The sequence below is a fragment of the Paenibacillus kribbensis genome (assembly GCF_002240415.1).
GTDB lineage: Bacteria > Bacillota > Bacilli > Paenibacillales > Paenibacillaceae > Paenibacillus > Paenibacillus kribbensis.
Genome location: NZ_CP020028.1, coordinates 5,053,386 through 5,075,238, shown reverse-complemented (window position 1 = coordinate 5,075,238; position 21,853 = coordinate 5,053,386). Strand labels below are relative to the sequence as shown.

General features: G+C 44.0%; 19 protein-coding genes and 1 pseudogene. 16 read left to right on the top strand and 4 right to left on the bottom strand.

Translation table 11 applies throughout. The features are described 5' to 3' along the window. Positions 1-10: 10 nt before the first annotated feature. The 3 genes and pseudogenes from B4V02_RS26835 to B4V02_RS26830 all read left to right on the top strand — a co-directional run. Positions 11-151 (top strand): annotated as a pseudogene (locus B4V02_RS26835) (fibronectin type III domain-containing protein); the annotation flags it as partial. A gap of 351 nt (positions 152-502) precedes the next feature. Then, positions 503-1,384 (top strand): glycosyltransferase family 2 protein, encoded by an 882-nt coding sequence (locus B4V02_RS22590; RefSeq protein WP_094156507.1) that lies wholly within the window; start codon positions 503-505, stop codon positions 1,382-1,384. Between the two features lie 272 nt (positions 1,385-1,656). Continuing rightward, positions 1,657-2,031 carry an acyltransferase family protein gene (locus B4V02_RS26830; protein WP_244188388.1) on the top strand — a complete coding sequence of 125 codons (375 nt, stop codon included), beginning with the start codon at positions 1,657-1,659 and terminating at the stop codon, positions 2,029-2,031. A gap of 949 nt (positions 2,032-2,980) precedes the next feature. On the opposite strand, the gene B4V02_RS22580 is transcribed toward B4V02_RS26830, so the two are convergent. The 3 genes from B4V02_RS22580 to B4V02_RS22570 form a co-directional block, all read right to left on the bottom strand. Beyond that, positions 2,981-3,841 carry a ran-binding protein 10 gene (locus B4V02_RS22580; protein ID WP_167383778.1) on the bottom strand — a complete coding sequence of 287 codons (861 nt, stop codon included), beginning with the start codon at positions 3,839-3,841 and terminating at the stop codon, positions 2,981-2,983. A gap of 174 nt (positions 3,842-4,015) precedes the next feature. Then, positions 4,016-5,212: an SPRY domain-containing protein gene (locus B4V02_RS22575; RefSeq protein WP_094156506.1), complete on the bottom strand. Its 1,197-nt coding sequence runs from the start codon at positions 5,210-5,212 to the stop codon at positions 4,016-4,018. Between the two features lie 521 nt (positions 5,213-5,733). Beyond that, entirely contained in the window at positions 5,734-6,810 is a 1,077-nt protein-coding gene (locus tag B4V02_RS22570) for an SPRY domain-containing protein (protein WP_094156505.1), read from the bottom strand. A gap of 246 nt (positions 6,811-7,056) precedes the next feature. Here B4V02_RS22570 and B4V02_RS22565 point away from each other — a divergent pair, with 246 nt between their 5' ends. From B4V02_RS22565 to B4V02_RS22515, 11 genes are all read left to right on the top strand, one after another. After that, positions 7,057-7,299 (top strand): hypothetical protein, encoded by a 243-nt coding sequence (locus tag B4V02_RS22565; protein WP_425270778.1) that lies wholly within the window; start codon positions 7,057-7,059, stop codon positions 7,297-7,299. A 300-nt stretch (positions 7,300-7,599) separates the two neighbouring features. Next, positions 7,600-8,211: a dienelactone hydrolase family protein gene (locus B4V02_RS22560; protein ID WP_094156504.1), complete on the top strand. Its 612-nt coding sequence runs from the start codon at positions 7,600-7,602 to the stop codon at positions 8,209-8,211. A gap of 68 nt (positions 8,212-8,279) precedes the next feature. Further along, positions 8,280-10,019 carry a sigma-54-dependent transcriptional regulator gene (locus B4V02_RS22555; protein WP_244188387.1) on the top strand — a complete coding sequence of 580 codons (1,740 nt, stop codon included), beginning with the start codon at positions 8,280-8,282 and terminating at the stop codon, positions 10,017-10,019. 237 nt (positions 10,020-10,256) lie between these two features. Beyond that, a complete protein-coding gene (dapA, locus tag B4V02_RS22550; protein WP_094156502.1) occupies positions 10,257-11,144 on the top strand; it encodes a 4-hydroxy-tetrahydrodipicolinate synthase in 888 nt (295 codons plus the stop codon). A 10-nt stretch (positions 11,145-11,154) separates the two neighbouring features. Then, positions 11,155-12,324: an iron-containing alcohol dehydrogenase gene (locus B4V02_RS22545; RefSeq protein ID WP_094156501.1), complete on the top strand. Its 1,170-nt coding sequence runs from the start codon at positions 11,155-11,157 to the stop codon at positions 12,322-12,324. A 237-nt stretch (positions 12,325-12,561) separates the two neighbouring features. Continuing rightward, on the top strand, positions 12,562-13,839 hold the full coding sequence (locus B4V02_RS22540) for a four-carbon acid sugar kinase family protein (RefSeq protein ID WP_094156500.1): 1,278 nt from the start codon (positions 12,562-12,564) through the stop codon (positions 13,837-13,839). 2 nt (positions 13,840-13,841) lie between these two features. Beyond that, the gene (gene pdxA, locus B4V02_RS22535; protein WP_094156499.1) at positions 13,842-14,837 is read left to right on the top strand and encodes a 4-hydroxythreonine-4-phosphate dehydrogenase PdxA; all 996 of its coding nucleotides are present in this window, start codon (positions 13,842-13,844) and stop codon (positions 14,835-14,837) included. 119 nt (positions 14,838-14,956) lie between these two features. Then, on the top strand, positions 14,957-16,375 hold the full coding sequence (locus B4V02_RS22530; RefSeq protein WP_094156498.1) for a sodium:solute symporter family protein: 1,419 nt from the start codon (positions 14,957-14,959) through the stop codon (positions 16,373-16,375). 18 nt (positions 16,376-16,393) lie between these two features. Next, entirely contained in the window at positions 16,394-17,581 is a 1,188-nt protein-coding gene (locus B4V02_RS22525; protein ID WP_094156497.1) for a sialidase family protein, read from the top strand. Positions 17,582-17,608: 27 nt separating this feature from the next. Further along, positions 17,609-18,067: a NanQ anomerase/TabA/YiaL family protein gene (locus B4V02_RS22520; protein ID WP_094156496.1), complete on the top strand. Its 459-nt coding sequence runs from the start codon at positions 17,609-17,611 to the stop codon at positions 18,065-18,067. A gap of 39 nt (positions 18,068-18,106) precedes the next feature. Continuing rightward, complete coding sequence (locus B4V02_RS22515) at positions 18,107-18,856, top strand: SDR family NAD(P)-dependent oxidoreductase (protein WP_094156495.1); 750 nt, start codon at positions 18,107-18,109, stop codon at positions 18,854-18,856. Positions 18,857-18,882: 26 nt separating this feature from the next. Here B4V02_RS22515 and B4V02_RS22510 read toward each other — a convergent pair whose 3' ends face one another. Beyond that, positions 18,883-19,572, bottom strand: coding sequence for an ArsR/SmtB family transcription factor (locus tag B4V02_RS22510; RefSeq protein ID WP_094156494.1), 690 nt, complete (start codon positions 19,570-19,572; stop codon positions 18,883-18,885). 113 nt (positions 19,573-19,685) lie between these two features. Between B4V02_RS22510 and B4V02_RS22505 the strand changes: the two genes are divergently transcribed. Both B4V02_RS22505 and B4V02_RS22500 read left to right on the top strand, forming a co-directional pair. Next, the gene (locus tag B4V02_RS22505; RefSeq protein WP_094156493.1) at positions 19,686-20,306 is read left to right on the top strand and encodes a flavin reductase family protein; all 621 of its coding nucleotides are present in this window, start codon (positions 19,686-19,688) and stop codon (positions 20,304-20,306) included. A 154-nt stretch (positions 20,307-20,460) separates the two neighbouring features. Further along, positions 20,461-21,753, top strand: coding sequence for a homocysteine synthase (locus B4V02_RS22500; RefSeq protein WP_094156492.1), 1,293 nt, complete (start codon positions 20,461-20,463; stop codon positions 21,751-21,753). Positions 21,754-21,853: the final 100 nt, after the last annotated feature.

Sequence of the window (21,853 nt, the reverse complement as noted above, 5' to 3'; positions counted from 1 at the left end):
TCAAACCTCAAATGCTAAAGATGCTGGTAGAGGCGCTTCATTCTTTGCCATTTACAATCATGACAACAATAAAGGCCCATTCAGCGGCCGCAAGGACTACATGCTGTATGATCGGATACTTACGTTTGAGGTGAGCGAATACTCTAAATAAAGCGAAATACGGATATCTGTAATACCTGACGGAACCTTATTTATTGTGGATAGGCTATAGGAGCCTTGTAAAACCCAGCAAAACTCTATTTCGACGCACTCGTAATGCGTAGCCCGGGGGGGTCAATTCCCTTCACCAGCATCCTTACAATCGTAAGCACAGCGCGGCTTCCAAGCTTATTGGAGGCCGCGCTTTTTTGTTACCGATTAGTCCTGTCTACCAGTAGTCCAAATACATATATTGTAGCGTGTCTAATAATATTTGTAGTTATCTTTCGCTAATGCGTAGAGACTTTTTCTCACAAATACTAAAATCGATCGTTATAAAATTACTAACTAGAGGGGGATTTTTATGCCACGAGCTTCAGTTATACTGCCAGTTTATAATAATGCGGCATTTGTTTTGGAGGCGATACACAGTATATTAATTCAAACCTATTCGGATTTCGAATTAATTCTGATTGATGATGGTTCCACAGATGGATCTGCTCATCTTATTTCACAAATAACAGATCCTAGGGTAATTAAGATCTTCCATAGTCCAAATAGAGGGTTGGTAGCCACGCTAAACGAAGGTTTAAATATGGCAACAGGCGATTACATCGTTCGAATGGATAGTGATGATATTTCTACGCCAGATCGGCTAGCTGTGCAAATATCATTTATGGATCAAAACCCCTCGATTGATCTATGCGGTAGCGCTTATACTACTTCAATAGGAGGAGTGACTAGATTTAATCCAGCCAGTCATGAAGAAATTAGAACATGGTTGCTCTTTCATTGCTGCATCTGCCATCCTGCTACAATAATACGCAATAGCATGATTCATCGGCTAGGCATCCAGTATGATAGTAATTATCCTCATGCGGAAGACTATGAGCTGTGGAACCGATTAGCGCCTCAAATACAAATGGCTAACCTTCCTATAAATTTATTGTATTATCGTCAACATAAAGGACAAGTGTCCATTCAGCACAGGGCAATACAAGACGTTACCGCCCGGAGAATTCGACAAAGACAGTTTAGCCAGATGGGCTTGGAATTATCAGATGAAGAAAATCAGATCATGCTGGATATTCTTCAGTTTAATGTGAATGCAAATGATTACAATAGTTACGTTAGAGCTTTGGGATTTGTGAATTGGGTGCTGGATCAAAACCGTAAGTATCCGGTTTACAATCAGGAACTATTAAACATGGCTTTTTCACGGTGCATATCTAAGATTCCATATTAATAACAAAGGTTCCAGTAGAATCCGAAAGCATGAAATGAACCATCTTTACAAACGTAAGCACAGCGCGGCTTCCAAGCTTATTGGAGGCCGTGATTTTTTGTTGAATGAGCGTTTTTCGTGCTTGACAGGAAATCCTTTTGTCTACAAGATTAATGACTTTGCTTTTATCTGCGGAAGGAAATAAGTCACTGTTCTTAACAAAATAATATTTTATAACTTTTGTTTGTGCTAATATATCTCTATTCAATTACAACTAGAAAAGGGGATATTTTGTGCACTATGACAGGGAATTAAAGCTTACAGAAACAAATATTGCAAAAGGTATTGCTGTAATACTGCTTCTGATTCATCATCTCTTTGCTTTTCCTGAAAGAATAAAGTATGACTATGTTTCGTTATTTAGTTTATTTCATGAACGAGGGGAGTTCTATGTAGGGCATTTTGGTCAAATAGCAATATCTATTTTTTTATTTTTAAGTGGTTATGGATTATATAAAAGCAATGTTCAAAGCCCAGATCATTTAATGCAAAAAAGCTACACAAGATTAAAAAAGATAATGATTAATTACTGGATTGTGTTTCTGCTTTTCATTCCTGTGGGGTTATATTTCTTTGGAAATTCCGACAGATTTCAAAATATTCGATAATGGATTTCTTACGGAATTTTATAGCATTATCGAGCTCATATAACGGTGAGTGGTGGTTTTTGTATGATTACATTCTGTTACTGCTCATTTTTCCAGTTGCCTTCCAGGCTTTTCAACGTAATGCATGGGTAACTCTATTGATTGCCGGTCTTGTTTTTTATAATTCATATTCACAAGGAAATTATTACAGTATTATGTATTGGCAATTGCCGTTCATGATAGGGTTGTTCTTTGCTAAATATAAATTATATTCATGGATTGGTAAAATTTATGGTTCCATCGTATTCAATAACATTATATTTGATATGATCATCATTGTAGTGCTATTTCGCTTTCGTACTACTAGTCAATTGTTTGAGAAGACAACGATTGATATCATAATCGCTCCATTATTTATCCTTGTTAGCATTCATTTGATGAGCAAATTAAAACTGTCAAGAGTTTTTGCCTACTTAGGTAAGAACTCGATGAATATTTGGTTAACCCATACCTTTTTTTGTTATTATTATTTTCAGAGTATCGTTTTTCTCCCTAAAGTATCTATTTTGATCTTGTTGTGGTTAGCGTTGTTAACGGTACTTACCTCTATTATCGTTAACAGCATTATTGGTCTTATTAACAACAAAGTGTACACTAAAGGTATTGATATAAGTACAAGCAAAGTTGGGGGTCAGGTATAGATTTCTTGTTGCTAGCTGATTGAAAAGACTATGGAACAGTCCTTTACGAACACCCGATTGAGATCATTTTGTGTACTCAAGCACAGCCTCCAAGCTTTTTGGAAGCTGTGTCTTTTGTTGAAATGGGGATTTTTAAAACGTTTGACATCCTTAGGTATAAGAAAGTGCAGTATCCTGTATATCAATTAAGGCGTGATTATTGGGCTTGGAGTGAATATAAAGAAGGACTTCATTGGTATGTAAGCCGATATGGAGTCCTTTCCAATTGTTTATTTAGTTGAATACTCGCTTACTTCAAACGTGAGTATTTTGTTAAAGATGACGTATTCCTTGCGGTTACTAAATGGTCCTTTGTTATTATTGTGCTTGTCAATGGCAAAGAATGAAGCACCTCTGCCAGCATCTTTGGCATCATACCAAGCGATGAATGCACTCAATTCTTTTTTGCTTAAATCGAATTCCTTATCCAAGCCATTGTCCATAGTTACAGTTAGAATAGCACGGTCGCCAGTTGGTTGTTCTGGTTCTGATGAGGGTTCCACTGGATCGGGTGTTACTTCAGAGGTGGCATAACCCCACATTTCCATTTCATGAATGGATAGATTGACATTTTTACCAGTTGCTCCATTATTATTAGTAATATTTATTTTATAAAATTTAAATTGATCTTTATTATTAAGTGAAAACTCATTAGCACCAGTAGTGAAAATATAATTCGTTTTATTATCAAGAACGGTCCAACTCAATCCATTATTAGACCCCTCAAAAGTCCAAGTATTAGGCATATCCTTACCAGCATCTGGTGGATTGCTAGTAGAGTATCCTCCGTAATAAAGAACATATTTGGTAACAATTTTTGGATTTGGAAACTCATAAGCAAGCCCCCCGTCCTTAGGCGGTGTGCCCCAATCGGTATAATTTCCAGCTGTGCTATAGTTCGCTTTTCCATCAAACGCTTTATATCCTTCGAGGCCACTGTATGCGGCATTATAGGTGACTTTACCTGAAGGGCTGGTATCTGATGTCATCTTAGGTATTAAGTTAGTTGCTTCTGATGTCGCAGCATGTGTTATTTGTGCGAACCAAGGAAGAAAGAATAAAGAAAGTAGAATCGGTAATAGTTTTCTCATCGTAAATTCCCTTTTTATTGTATTTGTTAAGTAATTATACAAAAGCGAAAAAAGGATTGTTTGGAATCCATAAAGATTTGACTGTCCATATTTCATCCGGAAAAAGTTTGAATTTGGGGTAAATATAACGAGGACTCCACTGGTATTTTAGCCGGATAGAGTCCTTCTTGTTGTTTATTTAGTTGAATACTCGCTTACTTCAAATGTAAGAATTTTGTTGAAGATGACGTAATCTTTTCGATTGCTGAATGGACCTTTGTTATTATTATGCTTATCAATGGCAAAGAATGAAGCACCTCTGCCAGCATCTTTAGCATCATACCAAGCGATGAATGCACTCAGTTCTTTTTTACTTAAATCGAATTCCTTATCAAATCCATTGTCCATTGTAACAGTCAGAATAGCGCGGTCACCAGTAGGTTGTGAGGACCCATCTGTATCCGACGAACCAGGCGTAGTAGACGAACCAGGTGTAGTAGACGAACCAGGTGTTGTAGATGGATCAGGCGTTGTAGATGAACCAGGTGTAGTAGACGAACCAGGTGTAGTAGACGAACCAGGTGTAGTAGACGAACCAGGTGTAGTAGACGAACCAGGTGTAGTAGACGAACCAGGTGTAGTAGACGAACCAGGTGTAGTAGACGAACCAGGTGTAGTAGACGAACCAGGCGTAGTAGACGAACCAGGTGTTGTAGATGAACCAGGTGTAGTAGACGACCCAGGTGTTGTAGATGGATCAGGCGTTGTAGATGAACCAGGCGTTGTAGACGAACCAGGTGTTGTAGATGTACCCGAATCTTGATAAGGTAAAAATCCTTCAGGGACTGGATATTTAAAAGCACTTGCTCCAAAATTAGCTTCGTAAGTCATTGTTCCGGATGTTCCATTCATGACCATCGGGAAAACCTGTGATCCTTCTAGTTCAGATGGTTTAACGGTGTTGGCTCCCAGGGAAACACCATTCTTATACCAAACAATTTTATCGTTATCTAAGTCCAGTGCAACACCGATAACATCATTAAGTCCAAACGTAGGACCGTAAGTTTTTCTCACGTCTGATGTAATATTATTTATAATGTCACCATATATACCGTAGTATCCTTGATATTTCGGACCAGATTCACCTGTTATTCCTACTAATAAAATACTGTAGCTAACCTTTACTTCCCAATACCATTTTCCTTTTGTTTTTCCCACTGTCGCTTTGTCGCTTTGTCCTGCGGCCCCAAGAGTAGTTGTTGTAGATCCATTCGTCCAAGTCACATTTGTAGTCTCAGCTTTTGTAACGGTAGGGAACAATGAGAATACTGAAGCTCCAATGAGTAGAGCTAACATCATAGTTCCTAGTTTTTTGAATATAATATTTTTCATGACTTCCTCCTAAATATATGTAATAACAAGTGAATTATAAAACTTGTTTACAGGAATGTCTAAACATTTATGTCTATATATTCAAATAAAAGGGTTATGATGGAATTAAAAATCTGGAGAGTAATAGAGCTTTAATGTTGTAGATACAAAAGAGCTTTACTCCAAATAAAGTCCAAATCCCCGTTAACCTCAATTTGGGTGACGGGGATTTTCATTGTGCTTAAAATGTTTTTTGGAGTGAGTTTGCAACATTGGTGATTCTAATAATTTCTTTCCATAAACGGAAATAGATCGCCCTTCGGACAAAGGTTAGCGGTCTATTTCTGATCATAAATCCAAGTCGACAGTTTTTATAGCGGTAGTTGTGTAGGGAGCGGTGATAGCCGTTCCCTTTTTCTATTCTTTTGTACATCTATTTTATTCAGCACAAAAGCGGCGAAGGCAAGCAGTTTACAAACCTTAGTCTAGTAATGTAAAAAGGACTCCACTGGCTTTTAGCCGGATAGAGTCCTTCTTGTTGTTTATTTCGTTGAATACTCGCTTACTTCGAACGTGAGTATTTTGTTGAAGATGACGTAGTCCTTACGATTGCTGAAAGGACCTTTGTTATTATTGTGCTTATCAATGGCAAAGAATGAAGCACCTCTGCCAGTATCTTTAGCGTCATACCAGGCGATAAAGGCATTCAATTCTTTTTTACTCAGATCAAATTCCTTATCAAATCCATTGTCCATTGTAACAGTCAAAATAGCGCGGTCACCAGTAGGTTGCGAGGCCCCATCTGTATCCGATGACCCAGGTGTTGTAGACGAACCAGGTGTTGTAGACGAACCAGGTGTTGTAGATGACCCAGGCGTTGTAGACGAACCAGGTGTTGTAGATGACCCAGGCGTTGTAGATGACCCAGGTGTTGTAGACGAACCAGGTGTTGTAGACGAACCAGGTGTTGTAGATGACCCAGGCGTTGTAGACGAACCAGGCGTTGTAGATGAATCAGGTGTTGTAGATGTACCCGAATCCTGATAAGGTAAAAATCCTTCAGGAATAGGATATTTAAAATCGCTTGCTCCAAAGTTAGCTTCAAAACCTATTTTCTGACCAGTTCCGCTTAAAACAACAGGGAAAATCTGGGTACCCTCTAGTTCAGATGGTTTAATGGAATTAGCTCCGCGTGAAACCCCATTAACGTACCAAACTATTTTATCGTTATCTAAGTCCAATGCAATGCCGATAACGTAACCAACTCCAAAACCATAATTGTAAGCTAGCTTTACTGGTGATTTGATGTTATTCCAAATTTCACCACTAGCCCCATAAAATGCTTGATATTGTTTGTCCGATTCACCTGTTATTCCTACGAATGAGGCAACATTGTTTACCTTTACTTCCCAATACCATTTCCCATTTGTTTTCCCTACTGTCGCTCTGTCCCTTGTTTCTCCCTTCTCACGATCAATAGTAGTTGTTGTAGATCCATTTGTCCAAGTTACGTTTGTAGTCTCAGCTTTTGTAACTGTAGGGAACAAGGAGAACACTGAAGCTCCAATGAGTAGAGCTAACATCATTGTTCCTAGTTTTTTGAATATAATATTTTTCATGACTTCCTCCTAAATATATGTAGTAACAAGTGGATTATAAAACCTACTTGCGGAGATTGTCTAAACATTATATCCTGTATTTTGAAAAATAAGATTTATAATGGAATTTAAATTTCGAGGAAACGTGGTCGTCGATAATTTATAAAGGTACTCGGTATTAAAATTGGGTGGAACAAGGGATAACATACACAGAAATGGCTAGCGTAGAAGGAATCCATATAGGGTTTACCGAATGGAATATTTGAGGTGATCGTTTTGAATCGCACATTTAAGGTATTGAAGACAGACATGGAATTGTTTGGAGCTGCTTTGGTTCAGTTGCATGTATACGTTGTGTCCGTTGATGAGGAGTTACGCGTGACATTTGAGGATTATGGGGGAATAGTAGAGAAGATTACGTCGGAATCGGTCAGGATTGCGGGTAAAATTTTCAGGCGAGACCAGCTTGAATTTCGTGTAGAACTAGGAGCAGGAAAAAACGCTGGATGATCTAATAACTCCGCTGGTTTATAGCCAGTACGGAGTTATTTTGTCGTACATCCTCTTTCACTCCCTTGTATCGATAAATTTCGATGCTAATCGCAACTGCATATGGTGCTATATTATTCGTGCTCATATTGTTGGATGAATGCCCCTTGAAAAAGTCATACAACGTAGTTTCTATATATACCACCATCACCGAAATCGATATAATGTTCCTATTGTAAGCATTGCTGATTGAAAAGATCTTTTGCGGAATTGATCCACACTACTTGTTTTCCCATATTCAAACCTGGTTAGGGGTGCAACATGATAAGCATGGATAAAAAGTCGGACACCGTAATCGTTGTGCTGCACGAGATTTACGGGATTAACCAGCATATGCAGCATATGTGCAAATTATTATCGGATCAGGGCTATGACGTTATTTGCCCAGATTTATTGGGAAGAGAAACCCCCTTTGACTATTCGCAAGAAGAAGCTGCCTATCTGAATTTCATGGAAAATGTAGGCTTTGCCCACGCTTCATCTCAAATTAAAAGCCTATTATTAAGTATTCGAGATCGCTATAAAAAAATATGTATCGTCGGGTTTAGTATAGGGGCAACGATTGCCTGGCTGTGTAGTGAAGAAAAAGGTATCGATGGAATTGTAGGATTTTATGGTTCACGTATTCGAAATTATTTGGAATTGACTCCACAATGTCCAACACTGCTGTTTTTCCCACAGGAGGAGCCATCATTTGATGTAGATGAGCTAATTTCAACTTTAGATCACCACCATAATGTCAGCGCATACCAATGTAACGGACAACATGGATTCAGTGACCCATACTCTTCACGATATCATGTCCATTCAGCACAAAAAACGTTAAACGAAATGCTGGAATTTTTTCGAGAGAAGGTGACGATTCATGAGTGATGGGGTATAACTTACAATAGCAAATATAATCTGTTAAACGAAGAAGAGAGAGTACTGGGGTGAACCAAATGAAAGTATTGGCAATTGCACCGTATGAAGGATTAAAAGAACTGATGATCGAACTGGCGGAAAAAGAGCAATTTGATCTGGAAATAGAGGTTGGGGATTTGCAGGCCGGACTGAGACTGGCCAAACAGGCTGTAGCAGACGGTGTAAATGTGATCATCAGCAGAGGCGGTACGGCTGAGATGATACAAAAGGAAGTTTTGGTGCCGGTAGTAGAGATTGAAATCTCGGGCTACGATATTTTACGGGTGCTGACACTGACTAAAAATTATAATGAAAAAACAGCGATTGTCGGTTTTCCGCCAATTGCGCACGGTGCAGCTGCGGTATGCGATGTCATGGATATGGATATATCCACTTACGTCACGGATAAAGATAGCGTTGAGGGATTACTGGTCCGCCTTAAAGCTGAGGGATACAGAATGATTATCGGTGATGTAGTGACTGTGGGCAAGGCTGAGCAGCTCGGACTAAGTGGTGTGCTCCTGACATCAGGAAGAGAAAGTGTGCTAAAGGCTTTTCAGAATGCGAAGAAGATACATGAATTGATGGAGAGATTGAAGGACGAATTTATAGTTCCGCATCGTATTGTCAAGGAGTCATCTACCGGGTTTGTGGTATTTGACGAGAACGGGAAAACTGTATTTGCCAATCATTCTGCTCCGAATCCAGCAGTCTTCGAACAGATGGTCCAGGAAAGGAATGCTTTTTCTGTACTAAAGGAAAAGGGCTTTTTCCAAGGGACATTCAGAACAGACCAGCAGAGCTGGCAAGTAGAGGGAGAGCGGCTGGACCAATCGGACCGCACGCTGTACAGCTTCCAGATCAAAAGCAGCAGTGACGTGAAATTCCGGGAAATACAAGGCGTTACGATGATCCTTCCATTTGAAAAGAATATGACCTATATGAATCATATGGATATGGTGAAGTCAGAGCCCATGAAGAAATTAATTGACGAGTCTCAGAAGCTATCGGAAATGGATGAACATTTTGAGATTCAAGGGCGAGTAGGCACGGAAAAGGAATTGATGGCTGAATATATCCATTTTAAAAGCCGACGTCACCATGCGCCGTTGCTGATCGTGGATGCCCTGCAAATTTCAGACCAGCAATGGAGCTGTTTATTTGAAGGAAATACTATACCGCCGGATGGAACTCTGTATATTAAAAATATAGATTGCACTACGTCGGAACAGCAGAAGATGCTACTGCAGTGGTTACTTGACTCTGCACCGAAAGCCAGGCTGATTACGTCCTGGGCAAAGACCCCCGAGAACGATATTCAGGAAGACAGCGTTCTTTATCCATTATATGAACTCTGTGGTCGGCTTCATGTCCGTATTCCGGACTTGAAGGAGAGGGGCGAGGATATGATTCGTCTTGCCAATCTTTTAATCCATGAATGCAATGAAAAATTCGGAAAGCAGATTGTTGGGCTGCGGCCAGAGGCAGAACAATTGCTCAGAGCATCCATGTGGCCGGGCAATGTGGATCAATTACGCAGAACTATGTACCAGTGTGTCATGCAGACGAATACAGCATATGTGGAAGCACATGATCTGGAGACTGAAATATATGCAGCCGACACTACGTATGAAACAGGGATAAATTTACAGGGAACGCTGGAGGAAATTGAACAGGACATCATCCGAAAGGTTTTTATAGAGGAAAACGAAAATCAGACGAATACCGCCAAAAGACTAGGCATTAACCGGACCACCTTATGGCGTAAATTAAAATAGTATACCAGGCTATACTTGCAGCCCCCTAAAGCCGGAACGAATTCGTTGGAAATTCATCCAATACGGCTTTAGGGGGTATTTTATTCGAAAAGGGTTTAACAACGCAATGGGATTGTTGCAATATGAAACATTATAAATTTATTTTTTGAATTCCAATAAATTTATGTTGCTAAATAGAACACTTTGAATTACAATTTCATTGTAAACGCTTAACAAACATTCGTCAGGGGGATATACATGCTACTTAACTTTGAGGGGATATACCCCGCTTTATTGACTCCTTTTACGAAAGAAGAAGCAGTGAACGAGCCTGTGTTGAGACAACTCATTCATCGATTGATTGATGCGAACGTACATGGAATTTTTGCCTTGGGCACCAACGGAGAGTTTCATGTGCTTACGACCGAACAAAAGCTGAAAGTAGCTGAAATTGTAGTGAAGGAAGCAGCCGGTAGAGTTCCTGTCATGGTGGGAAGCGGGGGCAATAGTACCAGGGAAGTGATTGAGCTTTCGCAGGCCATGGAGCAGTTGGGTGTTGATGCTCTGTCGGTCATTACACCTTACTTCATACCTCCGACGCAGGAGGAAGTTGAGGAACACTACACCAAAGTAGCGGCTTCGGTCTCCATTCCGGTACTGCTATATAACATCCCTTCTAAGACAGGGTTTTCCTTTACTCCGGAAACGGTAGCTCGTTTGGCCAAGGTTCCGAACATTATTGGCATCAAAGACAGCAGCGGCGATTTTAACAATATCAAGCAATACATTGATCATACACGTGATGAAAATTTTGCAGTCATCGCAGGGACAGATTCCCTTATTCTGCAAACGCTTCAAGAGGGCGGCACGGGTGCTGTGGCGGCTACTGCCAACCTGCTGCCGGAGACGGTCGTAGCGATTTATGAGCACTGGAAGGCCGGAGATAACGACAAGGCACAGGCCGCACAGCAGGAACTGCAACCCTTGCGTGACACGTTCGGGCTGACGAGTATACCCGCTTCATTGAAGAAGGCGGTCGAATTATCCGGCATTCCGGTAGGTCCACCCAAGGCACCTATTCAGGAGGCCAAAGGAGAGGCGCTTAAACAAATAGAAGCGGCTGTGAGATATTATCAATCCAAATAGGAGGCTCTCTATGCTAACAACTTACCAATTTCAGACAGCAGCCCGTATTCTGGCTGGTGAAAATACATTATTGCAACTGACGGACCATCTGGCAGCGATTCATCCTCATATTCAAAGAGCGCTCATTCTGACGCAGCCTGCACTCCAGGAAATGGGCTACACCAGCAGTATAGAGCAGCAATTGACGGACAAGGGCATTTTGTTCGATGTATGCACCACCATTTTACCGGAGCCGACGGAGCAGAATATTGAAGAAACGTTTGCGGCTTTTTCGGAGCACAAATATGAGCTGCTCATCGGCTTGGGCGGCGGCAGTGTGCTGGATGCGACCAAAATTTTATCTGTGCTTATGACCAATGACCAAAGGATCAAGGATATACTGGGCACGAATCTGGTCGAGCATCCCGGCATCCCGACGGTCTTGATTCCAACCACATCGGGTACAGGGTCCGAGGTGACACCCAATGCGATTGTTACCATCCCGGATCAGGAATTGAAAATCGGCATTGTCAGCTCCTATTTGCTTCCGCAGCTGGTGATTCTCGACCCAGTGCTGACATTGGGGCTGCCGAAGCCGATCACCGCTGCGACCGGAATGGATGCCTTTACCCATTCGATTGAGTCATTTATATCGAATAAAGCCAACTATTTCAGCGATATGTTCGCTTTGGAATCCATCCGGCTGATTTCCGCCAGCATTATTGAAGCCTATGAGAATGGCGCTTCTATCTCGGCCCGTGAAAAAATGCTGCTGGGGTCAACCTATGGGGGAATGGCGCTTACTGCCGCAGGCACGGCGGCTGTCCATGCTCTGGCTTACCCGCTGGGCGGCAAGTATGGGATTCCTCACGGGGTAGCCAATTCGATGCTGCTGCCGCATGTGATGGAATTTAATATGGACCATTGTGTAGACAGGCTGACACTCGTTGCCGAGCCGATGGGAATTGAGACAGCAGGGCTATCACCCGAAGACGCAGCTCTGCGTGTGATCGAACGAATCCGGGAATGGACAGCAAAACTGAACATTCCACAGGATCTAAAAGAGTACGGCGTGCAGGAGAAGGATCTGAAAGCCTTGGCACAGTCAGCTTCCGAGGTTACCAGGCTGCTAAACAACAATCCCAAGGTATTGAGTCTTGAGGATATGGAACAGATTTATCGCAAACTGCTTGACGTTTAAAGAGGTAGTTCAAAAAGTCGTCTTTTGATCACGAAGCAGGACAGGAAGTGGTCTCGACGTCGAATCTTGAATTCAGTTGGGCCTATAGCATATGCTTCCGAAGTATGTTTCCTACGGAAACATTTCAGTTGCTCACGTAGGCTTACCTACGCTCCGCTACTCAGTCCCTAGCTTCATCCAACCTTCTCGGTGCTGAAAAGCCGACTTTTTGAACACGCACTTAAAGGGAGGATTTATGTGAGAATTGCCATTGTCGCCGACGATCTTACAGGTGCAAATGATTGCGGGGGACAGTTGGTTCGTTACGGAATGAACGTTTCCGTCCAGATTAATCCGGTTTTTTCCGAAGAAACGGATTATGATGCCGTCGTGTTTAACACGGTCAGTCGCTCTCTTCCCGCAGATCAGGCATCAATCATTGTAAAAGAGATCAGTACGTACGTTAACGCTCAACATTTTGACATTATCTATAAAAAAATTGATAGCACGATGCGTGGCAATATTGGTACTGAGCTGAACGCCATGTATGAGGTCATACGACCCGATTTTGTTATGATCGCTCCCGGTTATCCCAAAAATGGCCGTCAAATTATTGAACGAATACACCACTTGAATGGCCGGAAGCTGCATCATACCGAAGTAAGCCGGGACCCCAAAACCCCTGTATTGAAGTCCGATGTTGTGGACCTGATTGCAGAGCAAACAGGCCACCGTGTCGGCCATTTGTCCAAAGCAGATCTGGATCAGGGCGAGGCTTATATTTCTCAGAAATTGCACGCGTTCAAAGAGCAGGGGCTTACGTATATTGTTTCCGATTCTGTAATTGAACAGGATTTGGAGATGCTGGTGAAGACGATTACAGCCCTGCCGTACAAAATTGTCTGGGTCGGCTCGGCTGGTATGATGAACCATTTGCCCAAAGCTTATCAGGTTCAGGAGAAGTCTGTGACCAAACCGATTCAGCTTACAGCACAGCCTGTTCTGTTAGTTATAGGCAGCGTTAGTAAAATGGGACGTGCTCAACTCCAACACTTGATGGATAGCGGTCGTGCAAGCCGAGTGGAGGTTCACTCGGAAAAGGTACTGTCAGAAGGTCATGAAAGACAACAAGAGATGGAACGTGTACACAGAGAAGCATCCATCAGCCTGTCCAACGGTAAAAATGTCGTCATTGTAGCGTCCGATAACATGAAAGAAACCAGAGCGATGGGAGCACAACTGGGTATGACTCCTATTCAGATCAGTGACGCGATTTCCAGTGTTCTGGGCAAATTAACAAAGAAATTGGTAGAAGAGCTTGAACTCAAGAAATTATTTCTTACAGGTGGTGATACGGCATACCAGGTATTGGAGCACTTGGATATCCAGGAGATTGAATTGGTGGAGGAACTGGAACCGGGTGTGCTGTTGGGCCAATCCATTGCCAACCAAATGTATGTGGTCACAAAAGCGGGGAATTTTGGTTCGGATAAGACTTTGGAAAATGTCATTGTCAAACTTCAAGGAGGTGTGTAAGCGTGGGCAAGCCAATTATCGGTATTACCATGGGGGATGCAGCAGGCGTGGGGCCGGAGATTATCGTCAAAGCACTCCTGCATGAGCAGGTCTATGAGCAGTGTAGACCGGTTGTCATCGGAGATGCCAAAAGCATGCTTCGGGCTATCAATCAGACGGGTGCAGCACTTGTACTCAACAAGGTGAACAGTATAGAGGAATGTCAATTTACACGCGGTGTCATCGATTGTTATGATCTGGATTTGCTGCCGGATCATCTGAAGCAAGGGGAGGTTTCGGCAGAAGCAGGAGATGCGGCTTTTCAATTTATTCAGAAGGCAGTTGAGCTGGCTCTGTCCAATCAATTGCAGGCCGTGTGTACGGCTCCGTTAAATAAAGAAGCCTTGCATAAAGGAGGCCATTTATATCCCGGTCACACTGAAATTTTTGCCGAACTGACGGATACCCAAAATTACTCCATGATGCTGTCGTCTCCCAAGCTCAAGGTTATTCATTTGACCACTCATGTGGGCTTGAAAAAGGCGATTGATACCATCACACCGGAGCGAACCTACAATGTTATTCGCCTGGCGCATGATACGCTGGTACGGGCTGGCTATGAAAACCCTCGGATTGCTGTGTGCGGTATTAATCCACATGCCGGGGAAAACGGTCTGTTCGGTGAAGGGGAAGAAGAAGAGAAGCTGATTCCGGGCATTGAAAGAGCGATACAGGAAGGGATCAATGCCAGCGGCCCACATCCGGCAGATACACTGTTCTTCCGTGCTGTACGTGGAGATTTCGATATCGTTATCGCTTGTTATCATGACCAGGGGCACGTCCCGATCAAGGTGCTGGGGCTGGAAGAAGGCGTCAATATCACAGTCGGACTAAAAGGCGGTTTCATCCGCACTTCGGTGGATCATGGTACGGCATTTGATATTGCCGGCAAAAATGTTGCTGACGAAAGAAGTATGCTGGCTGCCATAGCGTCAGCTGTAGAGCTATCGCCCAAATAATATGAGTACGAGAGATGCGAATAGGACCTGATGATCCGGCTGCTGCCGGTTCATTTCAGGAATTGTAAGCGCTTATAATTTAACTTTTAAGTATTTTGGAGCATGAAGGGAGCTTTCAGATGGAAAATTTAAGCGCAGGTACGATACTTTTTATATTGATCGTAATTGCTGTCTATATCGTTCTTACAACCATATTGACTTTTAAAATGCGTAGTAAATCCAGTTCTGAGTTTAATAATGCAGCCAAATCTTTACCCGCTATTGTCGTTGGTGTCTTGATGATGTCCGAGTTTATCGGAACCAAATCGACGATAGGCACTGCAGAATCCGCATTTACACATGGTATAGCTTCTTCATGGTCACTTTTGGCGGGATCTATCGGTTTTTTTCTATTCGCTTTCTTTCTGGTCAGCAGGTTTTATAATACAGGCCATTACACCATTTCCGGGATCGTGCGTGAGAAGTTTGGCGCATCCACCAAAACGGTCGTATCCATTATTATGATTGTGTCCCTGCTGGTCGTTAATTTGGGCAATTATCTGAGCGGGGCAGCGGCTATTTCTACTATTTTGGGAATTCCGATTATGGCCTGCGCCATCATTACGATGATTATCAGCACCATCTACTTTACGTTTGGCGGGATGAAGGGCGTGGCATGGATCACCATGATCCATTCGGCCTTCAAATATGCGGGCATTTTGCTTACTGCCTTTATTGCGCTGTATTTGACAGGTGGTTTGAAGCCGATGCAACTCGCGTTGCCTGAACACTATTTTACATGGGACGGCACCATCGGAACGAGCAAAATTATCGCATGGATCATCGGTACGATGGGGGCGATCTTTTCAACCCAATTTATTATTCAGGCCGTTACGTCTGCCAAAAATGCCAAAGCGGCCAAGCGTGCTACCATCTATGCCGGTCTGCTGTTTCTTCCGCTTGGTTTGGCTGTAGCCATCATCGGTGTATGTGCGCGCTATTTGTACCCGGATATTGATCCGATTTACGCGTTTCCCGTGTTCTTGCAGCATATGAATCCGATACTCAGTGCGATTGTTGCCACTTCACTGGTAGCTTCCATTTTTGTAGGCGTGTCAACCGTAGCCCTTTCTACGACAACGTTGTTAATGGATGATTTTGTACTCCCGAGAATGAAAGAGGTTACTCCGGAAAAGCAATTGAAAATGACGCGGATCATCTGTATTGTGGTAGGAATCATTCCGTTGCTGGGCGTGGCTTTTGCCCCGGAATTACTGTCCCTTTCCTTCTTTACCCGCGCGTTGCGTGCATCGATTGCCGTTGTTGCAGGAATGGGCTTCTTCCTGCCAATGTACAGCTCCAATCGTGGAGCAACCATTGGGCTTTCCATGTCCGCTTTAGGCACAACCATATGGTACTTGCTGGGTGATCCTTACGGAATCGATAATATGTACATTGCTGTTGTGACACCGCTGATTGTGATGCTGATTGATCGGTTCATCGGTAAACCCAAGCCAAGCGAAAAGACTCCTAAGACGGAAATTATAAAAGAGAATTAGAAACAGGGAGGATTCAAAATGAATAACGAGCAGGAAACAGCTACCTTTCATTATAAAGTTACGCAGACGGCTGGCGAAACATATCGTAAAGACGCTTTCATTCCTTCGGATGCCGTACAAAATCATGCGGCCAATCTGCTGCCTCTAGATAACGGCGACTTGTTATGTGTATGGTTTGCCGGTACCCAGGAAGGAATACCTGATATTTCTATCTATCTTTCCAGATTGAATAAAGGAGCGGAGGAGTGGACGGAGCCTGTTAAACTATCTGACGATCCGACGCGTTCGGAACAGAATCCGGTTCTCTTTTCCGCCCCTGACGGCAAGCTGTGGCTGTTATATACAGCGCAAAAATCCGGCAACCAGGACACGGCAATTATCCGTTACCGGATCTCCGAGGACGAAGGCTACACTTGGGGAGATATCGGTACGTTGTTCGATACGCCCGGTACTTTTATTAGACAGCCGATCACGGTGCTGGACAATGGAGACTGGCTATTGCCTATCTGGTATTGCTATACCAATCCCGGCGAGAAGTGGACGGGAAATAAAGATGTAAGCGCGGTGAAAATTTCCTCCGATCAAGGTCGAACCTGGACAGAGGTCAGCGTGCCGGACAGCTTGGGTTGTGTCCATATGAATATTGAAAAATTGGATGACGGCAGGCTGATTGCACTTTTCCGCAGCCGCTGGGCTGATTATATCTACCAAAGTGAGTCCGTGGATCACGGAAGAACATGGAGCAGTCCGCAGCCGACCTCACTGCCCAACAACAATTCGTCAATTCAATTTACGAAACTGGACAACGGCCATCTGGCGCTAGTTTTTAATAACATCAGTGCGAATGAATCCATGGAGCGCAGAGCTTCGTTGTATGATGAAATTGAAGATGAGGAGGAGGGAGCAGTTGTTGAGCCTGTCACTGTTCCGGCAGCCGAGGAGCGTCAGGCCTTCTGGGGAGCACCGAGAGCGCCAATGACCGTTGCCATATCCCAAGATAACGGGCTTACCTGGTCGGAAGTCAAAAATATTGAGGTAGGGGACGGCTATGCCATGACGAATAACTCCAGGGAAAAGCTGAACCGGGAATATTCCTACCCTTCTATCAAGCAATCCAAAGACGGGAAGATTCATATCGCATTTACCTACTTCCGGCAGGCCATCAAGTACGTTGTTATTACTGAGCCATTTGTAGAGAGCAGATAATCACGTGCAGCAAAGGAGGTTGTTCCCGTGATCGTGGCTACATTGGAAGAGGAGGAGCGATACCGTCGTATCCATCCGCAGTTTGAGCAGGCTTTCTTGTTTCTGCAGCACACGCCGCTGGCAGAGCTTGCAGAAGGGAAATATGAGATAAACGGTCAGCAGGTTTATGTGCTGGTGCAAGAGTATGATACTAAGCCCGAGGCAGAATGCCGCTGGGAAAGTCACCGTGAATATATCGACATCCAATATATAGTGTCAGGCAGGGAACAAATTAATTATGCACCGCTTGATCAGCTCACGGGGGGTTCTGATTATGTAGCGGATAAGGATAAGATCAACTACGAATCCCCAGTGAGTCGGGGCAGCTCATTGCAGCTAGGTGCAGGTCAGTTTGCTGTGTTTTTCCCCGAAGATGGCCATCAGGCATGTATTCGTTCCGGCCAGACCGAGCACGTCAAAAAAATGGTTATTAAGGTGAAAATTTAACCTTGTTAAAACATAGAAATGGAAAGGGAGGAGTGGCCCATGATGCTCTTGGAGGGGCGTATAGCAGTTGTGACCGGAGCCAGCAGAGGGATCGGCAGGTCTATAGCACTCACACTAGCCGAACAGGGGGCCTCCCTGGTTATTAACGGGACCCGCGAAGACCTGCTGCTTGATCTGGCGGCGGAAGTGAATGCGCTGGGTCAGACATGCGTCATCTGTACAGGAGATGTCTCGGATCAAGAGACTGCCCATAAAGTGGCCCATACTGCTATTGAACATTTTGGTTGTATAGATATCCTGGTGAATAATGCCGGGATCAACATGCGTACCTCAACCCTGGAAATGGATACTAAGGATTGGCAAAAAGTGCTGGATGTGAATCTGAACGGTACGTTATATTTGTGCATGGCTGTATTGCCCCATATGATTGAAAAAAATTATGGGAAAATTGTAAATGTGACTTCTACGACCGCCAAAACGCCCCATCGGAATGCGGCACCGTCGTACGGAGCATCTAAAGCGGGAGTGAATTATTTAACCCAGCATTTGGCGCTGGAGATGGCCAAGCACAATATTTACGTAAATGCCGTGTGTCCCGGTCCGATTGATACCGATATGAGCAAACAATGGACACAGGAATATCGTCAGCAAGCCATCGCCCGGATACCGCTTGGGAAGCTGGGGACTCCCGAAAACGTAGCTGATACGGTATTATTTTTAGCTTCGAAGATGTCAGATTTTATAACCGGGGAATCGATAAATATGAATGGTGGCACTTATATGAATTGATAGCTCTCCATAGAGCTTATCTAACTCTAGCCGATCTCTATCGAAAACACCTCTTTAAACCCCCTTTTACCATCTGCTGTAATGCGGATCGCCCGGGTGGTGGGCAGACGTTCAATCCAGTGTAATGTCAATAATCTGTCCAAAAGGGCACTCCCCAGGGCTCCGGCTAAATGGTGGCGCCGTTCACTCCAATCCAGGCATTTATGGGAGAAGGAGCGGCGCCTTTGTTTTATTTGTGTAAGGTTAACCTGAAAGTCTGCAAAGAAAGCCTCTCCTTTCTCCGTGACATAAAGTCCGTTCTGATCCTCGGAAAGCATCCCCTTATTAATCAAGGAATCCATAATTTGCACGCCTAAATGACCCGCAAGATGATCGTAGCAGGTTCTTGCCAGCCGTATGGCCTCGTTTTCAGAGGCTTGCTTGAAGGATTTAATTTGAACAGGCGGAGCTATGGACAAAAGTGACTCCATCACCCGGGCGACTTCAGGATTTTGTATGCCAAAATAGCGGTGCCGTCCTTGTTTTTCTACAGTAACGACCTGTGCGTCAGTCATTTTAGCTAAATGAAAGCTGGCAGTTTGCGGTTTAATACCAGCCATATGGGCCAATTCGCTTGCCGTATGGAACCTGCCGTCCAATAAAACGGTAAGTATCGCAGCACGGGAAGGCTCGCTTACGAGAGAAGCAATCATGGCTACATTTGATTTGGTGCTCATGGCACAGGTGTCCCCCTTTGTAACTCATACTTTTGTAATCCATACTTCGATGAAGGTTGAAATGTTTACATTTTACAATAAGGAGGCAGATATGAACAGAAGGAGAAGGGACGATGTACCCAATGAATCATAATCAAGACATGAAAACGATCAAGCCAAGTATTTTATATTACGGCACGCCTGTGATTCTACTCAATACGCTGAATGAGGATGGAACGACGAATATTAGCCCCATATCCTCCTCATGGGCATTGGGTGACTGCCTGGTACTAGGCATTGGAATAGGCGGGAAAGCGTTTGAAAATATGAAACGGCATCCTGAATGCGTGATCAACGTTCCGGGACCTTCCATGTGGGAGAATGTAGAACGGTTGGCTCCATACACAGGCAAACATCCTGTACCGGCGGAAAAGCAGCAAAATGGATTTACCTATCAAAAGGATAAGTATGCGATCAGTGGACTAACTTCGGTCGACTCCAAGTCGGTCAAGCCTGCTCGAATCAGGGAATGTCCTATTCAGATTGAAGCTGAGGTGAGGGATATACGCGTACCTGAACATGCTCCTTATTTTGCGATCGTCGAAACCCAGGCTGTACAGGTACATGTTCACCAGGATATGATCCTCGGAGAGAATCATATTGATCCGACCAAGTGGAGCCCGCTCATCTATAATTTTCGTCATTATTTCGGTTTGGGCGACCATTTGGGCAAAACCTTCCGAGCTGAAACCTGATTACTAAACAAAATAATAATATTTCCTACCCGAATAATGAGAATTATCTTCCCAAAAGGTTCTTTTTGTGCGAGAATGATTGAAAAATCATCTATGACTACGCATACAGGAAGAGACGATTCATACAGCACGTATAACAAGGGAGGAAATAACCATGTCAGAAGAACGCAAGCTGTCATTTGAAACTCTCGCTGTCCATGCCGGACAACAAATTGATCCTACTACTTTTGCTCGTGCCGTTCCGTTATATCAAACGACTTCGTATGGATTTCGGGATGCCGGGCATGCGGCTGATTTGTTCTCGCTCAAAGAGTTCGGCAACATCTATACGCGTCTGATGAATCCGACCACGGATGTGTTCGAGCAACGGATTGCAGCTCTGGAAGGAGGAGCTGGCGCGCTCGCGACGGCTTCGGGAGCAGCAGCGATTTCCTTTTCCATCCTGAACATTGCGGGAGCAGGAGATGAAATTGTATCGGCCTCCAGCCTGTATGGCGGTACATATAATCTATTTTCTACCACACTGCCGAAATTGGGCATTAAGGTGCATTTTGTCGATTCGGATGACCCGGAAAACTTCCGCAAAGCCATTACAGATAAAACGAAGGCCATATTTGCTGAAACGATTGGCAACCCGCAGGGCAATGTGCTGGATGTGGAGGCGGTGGCGGCGATTGCACACGAATATGGCATTCCGCTGATTGTGGATAACACGTTTCCAAGCCCATATTTGTTGCGGCCTATCGAATATGGGGCGGACATTGTTGTGCATTCGGCAACGAAATTTATCGGTGGACACGGCACATCTATTGGCGGTGTGATCGTGGACAGCGGCAAGTTTGACTGGAAAGCGAGCGGTCGTTTCCCGGGACTGACCGAGCCGGACCCAAGCTACCACGGGATTGTGTATACCGAGGCGGTGGGAGCCATCGCGTATATTATCAAAGCGCGAGTGCAATTGCTGCGCGACCTGGGAGCGGCTATTTCACCGTTCAACTCGTGGCTGCTGCTGCAGGGCTTGGAGACACTCCATCTGCGGCTGGAGAGACATAGTCAGAACGCACTGAAGGTAGCGCAATATCTCGAAAGCCACAAGGATGTGGAGTGGGTCAGCTACTCCGGATTGCCAAGCCATCCATCCTACGAGTTAGCCCAAAAATATTTGCCTAAAGGGCAAGGAGCGATCCTGACCTTTGGCATCAAAGGCGGGAGTCAGGCGGGAAGCAAGCTGATTGCGAATGTGAAGCTATTTTCTCATCTGGCTAATGTAGGCGATTCCAAGTCTTTGATCATTCATCCGGCGAGCACTACGCACCAGCAGCTTAGTGCGGAGGAACAGGTTGCTGCCGGAGTCAAACCGGAGCTGTTGCGTCTATCCGTTGGGACAGAAGCGATTGAAGATATTTTGTACGATTTGGAGCAAGCGATCGCGGCCAGTCAGCAGTAGACAGTGATCGTTATGGGCTGGATAGATGATTGTGATGGCATTTGTGCAGGATTCAGTGGTTGATCAGGTGGGGGATATCCTCTACCTTTTTTTGCGTTGA

What these genes read in the sequence shown, in the direction of transcription:
- B4V02_RS22525 (WP_094156497.1), top strand. Translation starts at nt 16,394, where the DNA reads ATGAATAACGAGCAGGAAACAGCTACCTTTCATTATAAAGTTACGCAG.
- B4V02_RS22500 (WP_094156492.1), top strand. Translation starts at nt 20,461, where the DNA reads ATGTCAGAAGAACGCAAGCTGTCATTTGAAACTCTCGCTGTCCATGCC.
- B4V02_RS22570 (WP_094156505.1), bottom strand. Translation starts at nt 6,810, where the DNA reads ATGAAAAATATTATATTCAAAAAACTAGGAACAATGATGTTAGCTCTA.
- B4V02_RS22515 (WP_094156495.1), top strand. Translation starts at nt 18,107, where the DNA reads ATGATGCTCTTGGAGGGGCGTATAGCAGTTGTGACCGGAGCCAGCAGA.
- B4V02_RS22560 (WP_094156504.1), top strand. Translation starts at nt 7,600, where the DNA reads ATGATAAGCATGGATAAAAAGTCGGACACCGTAATCGTTGTGCTGCAC.
- B4V02_RS22545 (WP_094156501.1), top strand. Translation starts at nt 11,155, where the DNA reads ATGCTAACAACTTACCAATTTCAGACAGCAGCCCGTATTCTGGCTGGT.
- B4V02_RS22580 (WP_167383778.1), bottom strand. Translation starts at nt 3,841, where the DNA reads ATGAGAAAACTATTACCGATTCTACTTTCTTTATTCTTTCTTCCTTGG.
- B4V02_RS22505 (WP_094156493.1), top strand. Translation starts at nt 19,686, where the DNA reads ATGTACCCAATGAATCATAATCAAGACATGAAAACGATCAAGCCAAGT.
- B4V02_RS22555 (WP_244188387.1), top strand. Translation starts at nt 8,280, where the DNA reads ATGAAAGTATTGGCAATTGCACCGTATGAAGGATTAAAAGAACTGATG.
- dapA (WP_094156502.1), top strand. Translation starts at nt 10,257, where the DNA reads ATGCTACTTAACTTTGAGGGGATATACCCCGCTTTATTGACTCCTTTT.
- B4V02_RS22590 (WP_094156507.1), top strand. Translation starts at nt 503, where the DNA reads ATGCCACGAGCTTCAGTTATACTGCCAGTTTATAATAATGCGGCATTT.
- B4V02_RS22575 (WP_094156506.1), bottom strand. Translation starts at nt 5,212, where the DNA reads ATGAAAAATATTATATTCAAAAAACTAGGAACTATGATGTTAGCTCTA.
- B4V02_RS22510 (WP_094156494.1), bottom strand. Translation starts at nt 19,572, where the DNA reads ATGAGCACCAAATCAAATGTAGCCATGATTGCTTCTCTCGTAAGCGAG.
- B4V02_RS22530 (WP_094156498.1), top strand. Translation starts at nt 14,957, where the DNA reads ATGGAAAATTTAAGCGCAGGTACGATACTTTTTATATTGATCGTAATT.